Genomic DNA, 16,022 nt, shown 5'->3' with positions numbered 1-16,022 from the left:
GGCGATTTCTGGTTCAATTGACAAAACCATCAAAGTTTGGGATTTAACAACTCGAAAGGAACAGTTTACTCTCAATGGTCACACCAGTTCGGTATATGCAGTAGCCGTCACTGCTGATGGCAAGCGGGTGATTTCTGGTTCAATTGACAAAACCATCAAAGTCTGGGATTTAACAACTCGAAAGGAACAGTTTACTCTCAATAATCACACCAGTTCGGTAAATGCAGTAGCCGTCACTGCTGATGCCAAGCGGGCGATTTCTGGTTCAATTGACAAAACCATCAAAGTCTGGGATTTAACAACTCGAAAGGAACTGTTTACTCTCAATGGTCACACCCGTTCGGTAAATGCAGTAGCCGTCACTGCTGATGGCAAGCAGGCGATTTCTGGTTCAATTGACAAAACCATCAAAGTTTGGGATTTAACAACTCGAAAGGAACAGTTTACTCTCAATGGTCACACAGACTGGGTAAATGCAGTAGCCGTCACTGCTGATGGCAAGCGGGCGATTTCTGGTTCAATTGACAAAACCATCAAAGTCTGGGATTTAACAACTCGAAAGGAACAGTTTACTCTCAATGGTCACACCAGTTCGGTAAATGCAGTAGCCGTCACTGCTGATGGCAAGCGGGCGATTTCTGGTTCAATTGACAAAACCATCAAAGTCTGGGATTTAACAACTCGAAAGGAACTGTTTACTCTCAATGGTCACACCCGTTCGGTAAATGCAGTAGCCGTCACTGCTGATGGCAAGCGGGCGATTTCTGGTTCAGATGACAACACCCTCAAAGTCTGGGATTTAACAACTCGAAAGGAACAGTTTACTCTCAATGGTCACAGCAAGTCGGTAAAAGCAGTCGCCGTCACGGCTGATGGCAAGCGGGCGATTTCTGGTTCGTGGGACAACACCCTCAAAGTCTGGGATTTGTCGAATGGAAATATCATTGCTAGTTTCACAGGTGAAAGCCAGATCGCATCTTGCGCCATCGCCCCCGATGGAGTCACAATTGTAGCAGGCGACCAATCTGGCCGCGTATATTTCCTGCGGCTAGAAGGGATGGAGGAACTAACGAATTCCTCACCTCTGCCAACTCCCATCTCTACCGATTCTTACCCACCAGAATTTCAGCAACTCCTGCTAGAAAAAACCGAGAATTTTGCAGGGCGCAAATTTGTTTTTTCTGCGATATCCGACTTTCTGGACTCCCACAGCCGCGGTTATTTCACAATTGTCGGCACTCCCGGCTGCGGCAAAAGTTCCATCCTCGCCCAATATGTCAGGGCCCATCCTCGCAGTATCTATTACAACGCTGCCGTTGAAGGCAAAAATCGAGCTGAAGATTTTCTCGCTTCTGTCTGCACTCAACTGATTGACAAATACCTTGCCGCCAATGGGGAAACATCGGAAATCCTCAATCTCAAATCTCAACTTCAAAATATCGAATCCCAGGATGGGAGTTGGTTTCTGTCTTGGTTGCTTCAGCAAATTAGCGATAAATTAAACGTAGCTTGCGAGACGGCACGTCATCGCCCAAAGTTGATAATAGTCATTGATTCTGTAGACGCGATCGCCCGCACGAGTCAGCCTCCCAGCTCAAATCTGTTTTATCTGCCGAGATATTTGGGCGATCGTACTTATTTTATCCTCGCCCGCCGCCCGTTTTTGAGAGAGAAATCCGGTTTGTTAATTGAAACCCCCTCTCAAACTCTCGATTTAAGAGATTATCCCGCCCAAAATCGCGAAGATGCCCTGAACTACATTCAGCAATACCTATCAACCGCGCCGGATTTAACTAAACCCGAATTCTGCCAACAACTCGCCACTGTCAGCGAAAACAATTTCATGTATCTGAGTCAGATGCTAAGGGCGATCGGCGAGAATTCACGCCCCGATGCTAATCTGGGAGAGCCCTCACTTTTCCCTGAACTTCCTCCCGGTTTAGCAGCGTATTATCAAAACCACTGGCTGCGGATGACAGGTGATGGCTTATCGGCAGTTGACTTGGCTGTGCTGAATGTTTTGGTAAAACCCCCAACAGGTTTGTCTGTAAGTGCGATATCCAATATAATTGATCAGGATGAATACGATGTAGAAAAAACGTTAGACAATTGGATCGAGTTCTTAAATAAGCAGGAAACCGGAAGAGAAATTTGCTATAGTTTGTATCATGATAGTTTCCGCGAATGGCTGGGAAAACAATCTATTTTAGAATGATGAGTTTACCTAGATTTGCATTTCTTATCTTCACTCCGCGCAGGCGGACTTTGTTTGTGTAGACGCGATTTCAATCGCCGAATTATATCAAAAACAATACAACAATGAAACGAGCAGTATTTCTTGACAGAGATGGCGTTCTCAATATCGAAGCGGGCTACATCCACAAAGTTGAAGATTTGCATTTAATCCCCGGAGTAGCCCAAGCTGTACGCCGTTTAAATGACAAAAAAATATTTTGCTGTTTGGTTTCCAATCAATCGGGCCCGGCGAGGGGTTATTACCCGGTTAGCCACGTAGAAGCTTTGCACAAACGCCTTTGTCAGTTATTAGAAAATGAAGCCGGAGCAAAGTTAGATGCTCTTTATTATTGTCCTTATTTAAGCGCAGCAGAAGGCGGAACCAACCCAGAATTTACGCGGTATACAACGTGGCGAAAACCAAATACGGGGATGTTGGTAGCGGCCGCTTGGGAACAGGATTTAGATTTGCGAAATAGTTTTATGGTGGGGGATAAAGCGACTGATGTTGATATGGCTCACAATGCCGGATGTACTGGTATTTTGGTGCAGACTGGTTACGGAGAAAGCGTGTTGAGTGGGGAGTATCAGCACCATACTAAACCAGATTTTATTGCAGCAAATTTAGCGGTGGCGGTGGAGTGGATTTTGCCACACTTTGATTAATGTTTGTAGTGGTATTTAAGTTGTTGATCGTGGAGTCTTACAGGAAAGTGCGACGTAAGGAAGGGCGACTGTGAAGGTTGTACCCACGCCCATTTTGCTTTCGCAGGCGATCGCCCCTCCTTGCAATTCCACAGCTTTTTTAACAATGGTTAATCCCAAACCATTACCTTTAATCTTTCCCGTATTTTTGCAGCGGTAAAACATTTCAAATATTTTCCCTACTTCAGTTTCTGGGATGCCGATACCTTCGTCTCGGATACGCATAATTAGTAAGGGAGAGCTAATATTTGTAAATTGGGAATTTGGAAACAAACACTGAGGAGACAAGCAGAAAATAGGTTCTTTGTCTCCCTCGCCTGCTAGACGGCATTCCAATTCCAACGTGACTTGCCCGCCGTTTGGGGAATATTTGATGGCGTTGACGATTAAGTTAGAAATAATGCCGTGCAGCAATTGTTGATCTAACATCGCGCTGGTAACATCGGACGGGATTAATGTTAGTTTGTGTTTGGCTTCATTTCCTAACTGCAATTGAGCGAGCAAGTCTTGACAAAATTCGACTAAATTTATCGGTAATGGATTGCATTTGAGTTGGCCTGATTCTGCTCGACCCATGAACAGCATATCGTCGATTAGCTGGTTCATCTTTTGGGTAGCTGAGTGCACCAGTCGCAGGGTTCTAACTTGGGATTCGTCACTGCTGCGAGTTCGCTCGAGAAGTTCCGCAGAGATTAAAATCGCGTTGAGCGGGTTGCGCAATTCGTGAGCGGCCATGGAAATATACTGGTTTTGGCGGTACGATTTTTCTTCCACCGACTCTCTGACTGCTTCTGCTGCTTTGAGAGATTCTCGCATCTTGGTTTCGATTTCGTGTCTGTGCATGGCAATCTCGATCGCCACCCGCAAATCATTTTGTTGAAATGGTTTGATAATATAACCGAATGGGTCTGTAAGTTTCGCTCTTTGCAGCGTTTGATCGTCGGCATAAGCTGTTAAAAATACTGTCGGCACATTCCTATTAGTTCGGATTTTCTCGGCTGCTGTTACCCCGTCCATGTCACCTTTAAGCACGATATCCATCAACACTAAGTCGGGCGGGTTTTCTATCGCTTTTTGAATTGCTTCTTCTCCTGAAGAAACTGTAGCTGTTACTGCATATCCCAGTTTTTTTAATCGACCTGCTATGTCTTGAGCTACAATAACTTCGTCTTCTACAACCAAAATTTGTATAGGGTTCATTTTTCGTTAAATACGCTGCCGATAATTTAACTCTTGGAAAATTAGAGTGTAGCAGGTTCCACGCTGACTGTCAATGGCAATAGTCGCCTCTAATTGGGAAGCCAACATTTTCACTAATCGCAACCCTAATGTTTCAGTATTTTCCACGTCAAAATCCGCCGGAAATCCGCAACCGTTATCTTGAATAGTTAAATGAAATTGGTGGTAATTTATTTCATGAAAGTCAATAGTTATTTCACCATCTAAATTAGAGCCAAAGGCATATTTTAAAGAGTTAGAAACCAGTTCGTTAATAATTAAACCGCACGGAATTGCTGTTTCTATGTTTAAAGAAATGGGGTCAATTGTGAGATTAAATTTGATTGAAGTGTTGCCGCAACCAAAAGATTGATACAAATTAGCAACCAAGTTTTCGACGTAGGGAGACAGGGCGATGTGATCGAGATTTTCGGATTGATAAAGTTGCTCGTGAATCAGAGCCATTGAATGGATGCGAGTCTGGCTTTCTTCAAATAAAGTTAGCGTCGCTTCGTCTTCAATATATTGAGCTTGAAGTTGCAGCAGGCTGGAAATTACCTGCATATTATTTTTGACTCGGTGGTGAATTTCTTTGAGCAATACTTCTTTTTCGCGGAGTGCTGCTTGAATGCGGGCTTCGCTAAATTTGCGATCGCTGATATCTTCGGCAATACCCGCGATGCGGTAAATTTTGCTCGATTCGTCGTAAATGGGAAAAGCTCGATCGCACACCCAGCGAATTGTGCCGTCTGGCAGAAAAATCCGATATTCGGTATTGGTGGACTCGCCCTGCAACACTCGCCCCATTGCCTCTTCCAACAGGCGTTTATCTTCTGGATGCACCCACTCCATCATTTTTAAGGGATCAGCATACAATTCTTCGCGACTGCGCCCCCAAATTTGTTCGTAAGCTGGACTCAGATACAATAAATCTGTGAATTCAGCAGACATTAGCCAGAAGGAATCTTGGATATTTTCGGCTAACTGGCGGAAGCGTTCTTCATTTTCCTGGATGGTTTTTTCTGCGTGTTTGCGTGCGGTAATATCTACTGCAATGCCCACGATGCGGTAAACTTTACCAGATTGATTTATAATCGGAAAAGCCCGATCGCGAATCCAGCGAATTTTGCCGTCCGGCCTGACAATGCGATATTCTATCTCGTCTTCATACTCGATTTTTCTAGTTAAATTAGCAATAACCCGCTCGCGATCTTCTGGATAGAGGGAATCTGCAAAAAAGCGCCCGTTAGCATACAAATCAGCGCAGCTTCTGCCCCAAATCTTTTCGTAACCCGGACTGATATAAATAATTTCCTGGGGTTGAATGCCTACCATCCAAAACACGCTTTCAATGTTTTCTGCTAGCTGTCGGAACCTTTCTTCGCTTTCTTTCAGCGCTGCTTCTGTTTTTTTGCGATCGCTAATATCTTCTGTCACTACTACATTGTAAATTGCCCCGCTCAGGGGTTCTTTGATTAGCGATACTGTAATATTTACCCAAACTACAGTGCCGTCTTTGTGCAGCAAGCGTTTTTCCATTTTAAAACTGTCAATTTCCCCGGCAAATAATTGCTTATTGTGTTCTAAATCTGCATCTATATCTTCTGGGTAAGTAACGTCCATCCAAGTTCGCGACAGCAGTTCGCTCGCACTATATCCCACTATCTCGCAGAATTTTTGATTGACTCGCAAATAGCGGCCTGTTTGGTCAGGGTGGGTAATGCCGACTGCCGCTTGTTCGACGGTTGCCCGAAAGCGTTCTTCGCTATCTCTGAGGGTTGCTTCTGCTTTTTTGCGATCGCTAATATCGCGCTGCACGCCAAAATAGCCCACGATTCTGCCGTGGGAATCGTAAATGCAAATATAGTCGCCTTCCACCCAAATTAGATCCCCGTCAAACTTGCGATTGTCATTTTCGATATGAATTCTGCCTTCATCAAAAAATTGCTTGATTATCTCTCTGCAGCCAGTAAAGTTGTGGGAGAATAAAGAGTCAAGCGTGCGGCCAATAAACTGTTCCCTAATACCTCCGTATTGAGCTATCAAAGCATCATTTGCCTTCGTTACCCGCCCGTTAGCAAATACGTAATCCAAGACTTTTTCTTTGTCAACTGTATCGTCCCAGTGCACTGGTTCGTCCAGCATCATAAAGAAAAAACCATCTAAAGATTGAGAGAAAAACAATTCTAGCTGTTCCTGGCTTTCCCGCAGAGCTTTTTCGGCGCGCCAGCGAGAGAGAATTTCTTCCTGCAATTGATCGTTGGCTGTTTTCAAGTCTTCAGTGCGCTTTTGATATTTAATTTCTAGCTGATTTGTGATTTCTTCCAGCGCTATTTCTGCCTGTTTTTTTTCAGTAATATCTTGAGTAACGACCATGCCCGCAAAAATTTCTTCCCGGTCGTTTTTGACTGGAGCAATTGTTGTTGAATAAACGCGATCGCGGTATTTATATTCAAAAGTATTCTCTTTTCCTGCCAAAGCCGCGCGATATGTAGTCTCAAAAAGTGGCAAATCTTCAGGTGGCGATACTTCCCACAATGTTTTGCCTTCCAACAGTTCTTTGGACAAACCAACTACTGCCAAACCTTGGCCGTCAACCAGAGTATAGCGCAAATCGCGATCGAACAAAAACACCGAACCATTCGGATAATGTTTGATGAGAGTTCGGTACATTTCCTGGCTTTTTTCCAGAGATGCGATTAACTGAATCCGATCGTCCTCGGTGATATCAAATTCAGTTGCCGAACCCGAAAAGCCAGCATTTTCGACTGCTTTGAGTTGTGCTTCTAATTTCTGGCACAATTCTCTCTGCTGGTGCAAATGCTCTTCGAGTTGCCGAACTTTTGCTTTTTGCTCTGCTACTAATGCTTCGCAGGTTTCCAGAGGTCGATCGATCTTGGTAGGATCAATACACATAAGCGCTCTTTGTTTGGCAGTTGCGGACTTGAGCTTTTTCAAGCCAATACTAACAAAGCTCAAGCCTTCACTGCTAACTTAATTAGTCAATCTTTCTTGACTTCGGCCGAAAGCCTTGTACTTTTCCTTTATTTAAAAACTCCCGCCGTCAAGACTTCATGACTTTCCAATGTCACCAAAACATCATCTTCAATTCTCACGCCAATACCGCGCCATTTTTCAGGAACCTCCGGCTGTCCTTCCACGGGTTTAATATAAGGAGAAATATAAATCCCTGGTTCCACCGTCAGCACTTGTCCGGCCTGCAAAACTTGGGGATTGTCGCCGTACTGATAAACGCCGACATCGTGCACGTCCAATCCCAGCCAATGACCAGTGCGGTGCATATAAAATGGCTTGTATTTCTCTTCTTTAATTATCTCTTCAATGTCCCCCACCAAAAGTTTTAAATCCATTAAACCTTCCACCAAAACGCGCACTGCTGTTTCATGAATTTTGCTGTAAGGATTTCCCGGATATACTTGACTAATTGCCTGCAATTGTGCTTGCAAAACTAAGTCATAAATTATCTGTTGTTCGGCTGTAAATTTGCCACTAACAGGAAACGTGCGAGTAATATCAGCGTTGTAGTAGTCGCAAGCACAACCGGCATCTATTAGCAACAAATCGTTTTCCTGCATTTGTCGGTTGTTTTCGATGTAGTGTAGGACGCAAGAATTGTAACCGGATGCAACAATTGAAGGGTAAGCGGGAGTGCAGCCATTTAAGCCAAAAGTATGTTCTATTTCAGCTTGAATTTCATATTCGTATCTGCCCGGTTTAGCGAATTCTTGGGCGCGGTTGTGCGCTGCAACTGAGATATTAGCAGCTTTTCGCATTAATGCTAATTCTGTTTCGCTTTTCACCAGCCGCATCGGGTGTAAAATAATGTTGGAATCTTCGATTGCTGTCGGGCCTGTGCCGCGTTTCGGATAGGTTGCCATCAAGCGCTGCCAGTGATGGAGGACTGTTTGGTCGAAAGTACGATCGCGCCCGAAGTGATAGTATATGCGATCGGCTTTTTCTAAATATTTCGGCAGTTTTTCGGCAAGTTCATTAATCGGGAAAGCTTCATCCGCGCCGTACAATTCCTTAGCGCCTTCTACTCCGGCGCGATAACCGTGCCAAGTTTCTTTTTCCAAGTCTTTTGGCTGCACAAACAAAACAAATTTGTGTTCTTCGTGGTGCGGTGCGAGCACTGCTACCGCCGCAGCTTCGTTGAAACCGGTCAAGTAGAAAAAATCGCTATCTTGTCTGTATGCGTATTCTACATCGTTGTGCATGACGGCTGCGGGCGCGCTGCGAAATATCGCCGTCCCGCTGCCAATTTTTGCCATTAACTGTTCGCGTCTTTGTCGGTATTCGGTGGGGTTTGTCATCCGATTTTAGATTTTAGATTTTAGATTTTAGATTGAGTGTAATATTAACACTCGGCGGTTTCAAGCGCTGTCAAACTTGCACCCGCCAGGGGCAAGGGTTGAAGATATAGGCGATCTGTTTTTTTTCTTGGTCTACTTATTTATTCTCTTGTTCTGCGATCGCCAATTTACAAGTATAGTCAACTAGCCGAGACAAAGATGAGTTGCCATCGACTAAAGTCCATCTCGGATCGAAATTCGACCAATTTTCGCCATCTTGGCTAACTCTGACAGTTCTCAACTGTCGTTGCTTGCAGTCAACTTCCATTTGCGCCAACAATTTATCGTTACTAAACTGTTGAGTTACTAAAATAGTTCTGACTGGATAAGAGGGAGCACCGGGCATCTCGGATTTGCTTAATTCAACGCTGCTGGAGTCGATGCAAATATCTACAAAACATCTTAATTTTTCGGCGCGGGCGCTCAAAGTATTGACACCAACACAAATAAAAGCTGCTATTAATAAAAAAAATGGCGAATTCTTAGTATGTAGGGCCAATGTAGTATTCATCTGCGTTAATTGGCGTTTAGGGGCGGTTTAATATTATTGACAGTTTAATAAAAAAGTAGGGACGTGGCAATAGTGTTGCGTCCCTACTTTTTAAAGACACGGCAGTACCGTGTCCCTACTTTTTAAACAAGTCTTAAAGCTGAGGAACGTATTGTTCTTTTTCAGGAACAAAAGTGTATTCAGAGACGATTAGGCGCAACTCTTCGCCGTCGATGGTTTCTTTTTCGATCAACAAATCGACTAAGCGATCGATCACGGTGCGATTTTCGCGAATAATTCGGCGCGCGTCCTCGTAGCAGTGATCGACAATCGATCGAACTTGTCCGTCAATCCGAGAGGCTATTTCTTCGGAATATTCCGATCGCGCTGTGTAGTCGCGGCCGAGGAAAATTTCGCTTTGCTGAGCTTCCAGGGCGATCGGGCCCAAGGTAGACATCCCATAGCGAGTCACCATTTGGCGCGCCATACCGCTGACTTGCTGCAAGTCGTTGCCGGCACCGGTGGTTACTTCGGCATCGCCGAAAACTACTTCTTCGGCTGCGCGGCCACCCAAAGCACCGCTAATCCGAGCTAAAATTTGCGATCGAGAAATCAAACCTTGGTCTTCGCTGGGCATGAACCAAGTCAAGCCGCGGGCCTGTCCGCGAGGAACTAAGGTAACTTTTTGAACTGGATCGTGGGCTTGAATGATTGTACCGACGATCGCGTGGCCGATTTCGTGGTAAGCAATCAAGCGCTTGCTCTTGCTGTCCACCAAAGGAGTGCCTTCCATACCTGCTACCACGCGATCGACTGCATCGTCAACTTCGAGCATCGTAATCGCTTCTTTGCGGCGGCGGGCGGTTAAAATAGCCGCTTCGTTGAGCAAGTTAGCCAAATCAGCGCCGGTAAAACCAGGAGTACGACGGGCGATGGCGTCCAAAGAAATCTCTGCAGACAGCTTCTTGTTGCGCGCGTGCACTTCCAAAATTTCCAACCTGCCCTTGATATCCGGCGTATCTACGCTAACTTGGCGGTCAAAACGTCCCGGACGCAGCAACGCTGAGTCGAGCACGTCGGGGCGGTTCGTGGCAGCAATGATGATAATCCCAGTATTGCCCTCAAAACCGTCCATTTCGGTCAGCAACTGGTTGAGGGTTTGTTCCCGTTCGTCGTTACCGCCACCGATACCGGCGCCACGCTGGCGGCCCACTGCATCGATTTCATCGATAAAGATGATGCAAGGAGCATTTTCTTTAGCTTTCTTGAACAAGTCGCGGACGCGGGAAGCGCCGACACCGACGAACATTTCGACAAATTCCGAACCCGATATGCTGAAGAAAGGCACGCCAGCTTCGCCTGAGATCGCTTTTGCCAGCAGGGTTTTACCGGTTCCGGGAGGGCCAACTAGCAGCACGCCTTTGGGAATCTTCGCCCCGACTGCGGTGAAGCGTTCGGGTTTTTTGAGGAATGTCACTACTTCTTGTAGTTCTTCTTTGGCTTCCTCAACGCCTGCTACGTCGTCGAACAGTACGCCTGTTTTAGCTTCCATTTGAAAGCGAGCTTTGGATTTGCCAAAGTTCATGGCTTGGCCCGGGCCGCCGGGAACGTTGCCACCGCGGCGGAAGAGGAAAAACAGCCCTCCTACTAACAAGAGGGGAAACACTAGATTGCCTAAAAGTCCCCAGACAGCACCGTCGTTGCGTAGTGGGTGAGTGTCGAAGCTGATTTTGGAGTCTCTGAGCCTAGAAACCAGTTCCGGGGCATTTGAGGGCAAGTCTACCCGCCACCGCTGCTCGTGATTGTCCAGTTCGGGATCGACTGCTAGGACAATAGCCGTCCGACCTCCGTCGTAAAGGTCAACGCTGGTCACTCGACCGGCGTTTAAGTAATCTAAGAATCGACCGTAGCTCAGGCGGGTGCTGGCGGTGTTCTTGCTCATTTCTGCGGGGGATGGGGCAAAGGCCCCCTGCCACAAGAAAAAGCCGATGACTAAGGCGGGTAAAGTCCAAAGTAGTATAGTTCGCCAAGAAATTTTCATAAATGAGGATGCCTTGAATTGGGGACAGATCGGGTAAGATCGCGGTGTGGGAGAAGTGCGACAAAAGTTTACACTCAGAATCTTAACTAAATTTAACTTAACAATGCACTCTCAGGCAACAGGCCGTATTGCCGCGATCGATCGAGAATACTCCTCGACCGAAACCATCCAGGGTACAAGCCCCCGGACCGCGGCCCCTGTTGTCGCCTCTAAAATCTAAAATCTAAAATCTAAAATCTAAAATCAATTAAGGGCGATCGTCCCGAATATAATGTTTGGTGCTGATTTCGATACCGATCTAGGTAGAGTTAGAAGAATCGCCGCTTTCACCCACTGTCTTTAAGCGTGGCAGTGTCAAGGGATAAGGCATGATAATGGTGAGGCTCAGTGAGGTAACACATTTCAATGACAACTAGACAGCTTGTTCCTAATTCGGCTATGCTGACCCAGCAGACTAAAGTCGCTTCTAACAAATCGATTATTAGTGCTGATTTGGGTCGGACGGCAACTAAAGCTTGCGTGAGTCGCAACCCGAGTAGCGTTGTTTTCATCCCTGCCAACGTGGCTACTATGCCCGTGGAAAAGGTGCGGGGTGGCAGCTTTGAGTCCAAAGCAACAGACCCTCTGTTGGATATGTGGCTGGAGTACCAGGGCAGGGGTTACGCTATAGGTCAATTGGCAGCAGATTTTGGCGCTAATCTCGGTGGCGCTGACCAGTCGAAAGTAGTAGATGCTTTGGTTAAGGTCTTTTCCTGTGCAGGATATTTCCAGATGAAGGGCGAAATAGCAGTTGTGCTAGGTTTGCCGTTTTATTCGCAGGATCAGTTTGAGAAGGAAAAGGAAGAGATTATCAGCCAACTGCGCTCTCCCCACGTTGTGGTGTACCGGGGCGAGCGTGTGGATATTAACATCAGTCACGTTTGGGTGATGCCGGAAGGGTTCGGCAGCCTGATTTGGTGCGAGGCTCAAGATAACAAGGAGTTTACGCCGGAATTGCCGGAACTGTCGGTGGCTGTTGTTGATATCGGACACCAAACTACCGATTTGTTAATGGTCGATCGTTTCCGGTTCGCCCGGGCGGCTTCTAAGAGCGATTCCTTCGCAATGAACAAGTTCTACGAACAAGTTGCCTCAAAGATTCCGGGAGCAGACCCTCAATCTCTGTCTTTACTGGAAGCAGTGAATAAACCCGAGGGCCAGCGTTTTTACCGTCCCAGAGGAGCGACTAAGCCGACTAATTTAGATCCGATTATTAAGGATTTGCGGGAGGCTTTCGCTAATGAACTGTCCGAACGTTTGGTGCAGTGGCTGCCGGAACGGGTGACGGATGTGGTTCTGACTGGCGGTGGCGGCGAGTTTTTCTGGGAGGTGTTGCAACCTTTGCTTAAAGACGCCAATCTTAAGGCTCACTTGGCTCAGCCTTCTCGGAAAGCTAATGCTTTGGGACAGTTTATTTATGCTGAGGCTCAGCTAGCCACGATAAAGTAACGCATTAAGGCTTGAACCCTATGGCACTGTGGGCAAAAAATAAGGCGAATTTCTCGGTGGCGTTTACGGAAGATGCTGCGGATCAAACTTTGCTGGCCGCTATTGAAAAAGAGTTGGCTTTCACGAAGTATCAGACTTTCAGCAATCTCTGCAAGCAAGCTTTGTGGCAGTTTTTGTCTGTATCTGAGTCTACTAGCTCTACACAGAGCTTTCAGCGGTTGGAACAGCGTATTGCTGAACTTGTGGTCAAATTTGCTGAGTTTGAGCACAATGTTTCGGCAGAGGAATTAAGCCGTTTGGAGGGACTGGAACATCACCTGAGTCAACTGGGCGCACAGTTGGATCAGTTGCAGGGGAGTGTTAACAGTAAGTTTGCTCAAGTTTCTTTTGCCCAAGTTTCAAAAGTAGTAGAGCCTGGCCCGATTGAGTCTGAGTCTGTGGCGGATGATAATGTAGTGTCTGACGCTGAGGTTGCTCCTCCTCGGAATTCCGATCCTTTGTTGGAGCGTTTAAGTTCTTTGTTACCCCAAGATTTCTAAAATGAGGTAGACCAAGGCTAAAAAGCCTTGAGATGTGATGTTAGTGGTCTGCTGTTGGCAGCAGGTACTGAATACAGAAACAAAGCGATCGCTCTTTTGAAAAAAAAGGGCGATCGCTTTGTTATTTGTCAGTTGTCAGTTGACTGTTGACTGTTGACTGTTTTCTGTGGTTACAAATTACAAATTACCAATTACCATTATTCGATTAATCCTAATTTTTGTAAGCGCGAACGAATGGCACTAGGCTGTCGCTGAAATCTCTGAGCTAATTCGTCCATTTGTTGACCGCTAGCATATTCTTTCTTCAAATTTTCGTCTTCATCCTGACTCCACTTGACATAAGCTCTGGGATATTTCTGGCGAATTTTCTCATTCGGGGTTTTAGGCCGATAACCATTCTTTTGCTCGCCATTCAAACCAGAACCCAACTGTGGGCTAATTTCCCCACCCCGATGGGCTACCGCCTCCTGCACGCGGTTGGGAATCACAGCAATTTCTTCAGATAGCTGAGCCAAAGCATTGTCTACTTTTTGCTGAAGTTCTGTTAGCTGTCGCTGCTGCAAATTGCCCCACTGTGGCAGTTCGTTGATAAACTGCTGCAAGTCCAGAATTATTGTTGTCAAAGTTTCGACTTGTTGCAACTCTGGTCGCTGTTTGAATTGGCGGCTGGTGAGTTCGATCTCGCTTTGAATCATTTTAATAGTTTTTTCTAAAATTATTAGTCGCTGGCGCAGGTTCTCAATTGCTGAAATTAGAGAGTGTACGTTTTCTCCAGGCCCAACATTGAGATTTTCGCGAGATGTTTGAGCAAGAGCTTCGTCTAAAGCATTTACAGCAAGTTGCAATTGCTCGATCGCGCGATCGGTAGTAGCTGCTTGTTGATTTACCCGATCGAACGTAGCCGCCGTACTTGCTTTAACTTGCCTGTGCAGCTTCTGCCGGTTCACAAAATTCAACACCAACGAAATCACCACAGGCACTTGAGCATAAACGCTCTGCCCCCAAACCAAACTAGCAGCCAATCCCACAGCAGAGGCAGCAAGAAAAACCAATTCAGCAGTTTCTAACAAATTGCTGGACGTGGGATTTTGGATTTTCGTTGGTGAATTGGATGATGACATAGCTTAATTGGGAATTGGGAATTGGGAATTGGGCATTGGTCATTGGTCATCAGTCATTGGGAGGCTGTACATCACCGAATTTAAAATTACTATGGTTTTTTTATTGATGCCAATCTACTTAAATATATTAAAGCTGCAAAATTTGTCGAGCTAAAGTGAAATAAATCAAGACCCCGAGGACATCAACTGCGGTGGTAATAAAAGGAGCAGACATTAAAGCGGGGTCTAAACCCAAAGAACGAAATAGAAACGGCAGAGCTGAACCGGCAATAGAAGCTAAAATTGCGATCGCAAACAAACTCACTCCCACCGCGAGTGCCACTTCTAAACTCCCTTGCAGAGTATAAGCCCAGCCCGTCGCTACAGTCCCCAATATAGCTCCTAGCAGCGCTCCCGCCATCCCCTCCCGAATAATTACTTGAAACGGGCCCATTGCTGTAATTTCATCAGTGTTCAAACCGCGAATTACAACAGTTGAGGACTGAGCTCCGACATTGCCTCCAGTGCCAGTCAGCAGGGGAATAAAGGCTGCTAAGGCGACTACTTGGTTCAAAATATCTTCTTGAGCTCTAATAATTGCGCCGGTGACAGTATTAGTTAAAAGCAGAACAAACAGCCACACGACTCTTTTCCGGGCAACGGTGATTAAATCGGTCTGAAAATAATTGTCGCCGCCGGACTGGACGCCGCCCAAGGTATAAATATCTTTGGCTGCTTCTTGTTCTAAGATGTCGATCGCGTCGTCAACTGTAATGATCCCGACCAGCCGCTGTTCGCGGTCTACAACGGGCACAGCTAAAAAATCGTAACGCTGGATCAGCCTAGCTACTTCTTCTTGATCCGTTCCTGTTTGAACAGAAACTACGTCGCGGGTCATAATTTCGCCGACAGTTTTGTCGAGGGGGGAAGTGACTAAATCCCGCAGGGATAAAATACCGGTCAAGCTGCGTCCGGCGTCGGTGACGTAAAGAGAATAAATTGTTTCGGTAGTTCTAGCCAAAGAGCGAATTCGGTCTAAAGCTTGGGCGACGGTAAAGCTTTCTTTCATAGAAATATATTCCGGGGTCATGATCCGACCGGCGGTACTGGCTTCGTAACCCAAAAGTTGAGCCGTAGCTTCGCGTTCCGTCGGGCTCAATTCACCCAACAGGCGACGGACTAATATTGCCGGCAGTTCGTCAAACAGTTTAGCTCGATCGTCCGGGGACATTTTGTCTACAATATCAATGACTTCTTGGCGTTTGAATTTTTCGCAGAGGGACTGCTGAACGCTGGAGTCGAGATATTCGTAAACTGCGATCGCTTCGTCTTTGGAAAGCAAACGAAAAGCTATTACTTGCATGGTTTCTGGCAGACCTTCGATAGCTTCAGCTATGTCTGCTTCCTGCACCGGGTGCAAAATCGCTTTTGCTCCTTTAAAGTCTCCTTCTTCCAACAGGGCCCTTAACTGCGATCGAACTAATTCCCGCAGTTCCTTTCGCGCGTAGGTTGGTAGAGAAGACGATTGATAATTTTTTTCTGTCACTGATGACCCTCCTAAACCTGTGCTGCGCGCCTTCCTGAATCCAGTTTAGAGCCTATTGACGCTACTGGTTGCAGTGGTGATCACACTTAATATCCGCAGCTTATATGAAATCCGGCTTAAATACCCCTTTGTTTCTTAGTCGCTCTCAGCGAGGACGAAAGTTTGACTCTTGAGCGATTTCAATCGTCCAGCCGGAGCAAGGGGTTTTTAACGCGGATTTAGTATTACCCTATCCATCGGGTGCGCGCGAAGCACCTTAGCCGATTGGGGATTAAATACATTTATCT

General features: G+C 46.1%; 11 protein-coding genes. 4 read left to right on the top strand and 7 right to left on the bottom strand.

Translation table 11 applies throughout. The annotated features are described in order from the left end of the window. Both QUA70_RS16945 and QUA70_RS16940 read left to right on the top strand, forming a co-directional pair. On the top strand, positions 1 to 2,215 hold a 2,215-nt coding region (locus QUA70_RS16945), incomplete at its 5' end, for an AAA family ATPase (protein ID WP_333410508.1). 104 nt (positions 2,216 to 2,319) lie between these two features. Then, on the top strand, positions 2,320 to 2,901 hold the full coding sequence (locus QUA70_RS16940) for an HAD family hydrolase (RefSeq protein ID WP_333326639.1): 582 nt from the start codon (positions 2,320 to 2,322) through the stop codon (positions 2,899 to 2,901). A 15-nt stretch (positions 2,902 to 2,916) separates the two neighbouring features. Here the strand turns inward: QUA70_RS16940 and QUA70_RS16935 are convergent, their stop codons facing one another. The 5 genes from QUA70_RS16935 to ftsH2 all read right to left on the bottom strand — a co-directional run bounded on the left by QUA70_RS16935 (position 2,917) and on the right by ftsH2 (position 11,062). Further along, positions 2,917 to 4,140, bottom strand: a complete 1,224-nt coding sequence (locus QUA70_RS16935; protein WP_333348810.1) for an ATP-binding protein — start codon at positions 4,138 to 4,140, stop codon at positions 2,917 to 2,919. Between the two features lie 6 nt (positions 4,141 to 4,146). After that, the gene (locus QUA70_RS16930; protein WP_333348812.1) at positions 4,147 to 7,074 is read right to left on the bottom strand and encodes a PAS domain S-box protein; all 2,928 of its coding nucleotides are present in this window, start codon (positions 7,072 to 7,074) and stop codon (positions 4,147 to 4,149) included. Between the two features lie 128 nt (positions 7,075 to 7,202). Continuing rightward, complete coding sequence (locus QUA70_RS16925; RefSeq protein ID WP_333348814.1) at positions 7,203 to 8,492, bottom strand: aminopeptidase P N-terminal domain-containing protein; 1,290 nt, start codon at positions 8,490 to 8,492, stop codon at positions 7,203 to 7,205. 136 nt (positions 8,493 to 8,628) lie between these two features. After that, positions 8,629 to 9,042: a hypothetical protein gene (locus QUA70_RS16920; RefSeq protein ID WP_333348816.1), complete on the bottom strand. Its 414-nt coding sequence runs from the start codon at positions 9,040 to 9,042 to the stop codon at positions 8,629 to 8,631. Positions 9,043 to 9,175: 133 nt separating this feature from the next. Beyond that, positions 9,176 to 11,062, bottom strand: a complete 1,887-nt coding sequence (gene ftsH2 / locus QUA70_RS16915) for an ATP-dependent zinc metalloprotease FtsH2 (protein ID WP_333348817.1) — start codon at positions 11,060 to 11,062, stop codon at positions 9,176 to 9,178. 405 nt (positions 11,063 to 11,467) lie between these two features. Here ftsH2 and QUA70_RS16910 point away from each other — a divergent pair, with 405 nt between their 5' ends. Beyond that, entirely contained in the window at positions 11,468 to 12,550 is a 1,083-nt protein-coding gene (locus tag QUA70_RS16910; protein ID WP_333082516.1) for a ParM/StbA family protein, read from the top strand. Positions 12,551 to 12,570: 20 nt separating this feature from the next. After that, the gene (locus QUA70_RS16905) at positions 12,571 to 13,089 is read left to right on the top strand and encodes a hypothetical protein (RefSeq protein WP_333348819.1); all 519 of its coding nucleotides are present in this window, start codon (positions 12,571 to 12,573) and stop codon (positions 13,087 to 13,089) included. 197 nt (positions 13,090 to 13,286) lie between these two features. On the opposite strand, the gene QUA70_RS16900 is transcribed toward QUA70_RS16905, so the two are convergent. Both QUA70_RS16900 and mgtE read right to left on the bottom strand, forming a co-directional pair. Continuing rightward, complete coding sequence (locus tag QUA70_RS16900; RefSeq protein ID WP_333348821.1) at positions 13,287 to 14,210, bottom strand: hypothetical protein; 924 nt, start codon at positions 14,208 to 14,210, stop codon at positions 13,287 to 13,289. 127 nt (positions 14,211 to 14,337) lie between these two features. Continuing rightward, entirely contained in the window at positions 14,338 to 15,735 is a 1,398-nt protein-coding gene (gene mgtE / locus QUA70_RS16895) for a magnesium transporter (protein WP_333326620.1), read from the bottom strand. Positions 15,736 to 16,022 lie beyond the last annotated feature (287 nt).

The organism is Microcoleus sp. LAD1_D5, assembly GCF_036702115.1.
Taxonomy (GTDB): Bacteria; Cyanobacteriota; Cyanobacteriia; order Cyanobacteriales; family Microcoleaceae; genus Microcoleus.
This window is presented reverse-complemented; position numbering and strand designations above follow the sequence as displayed.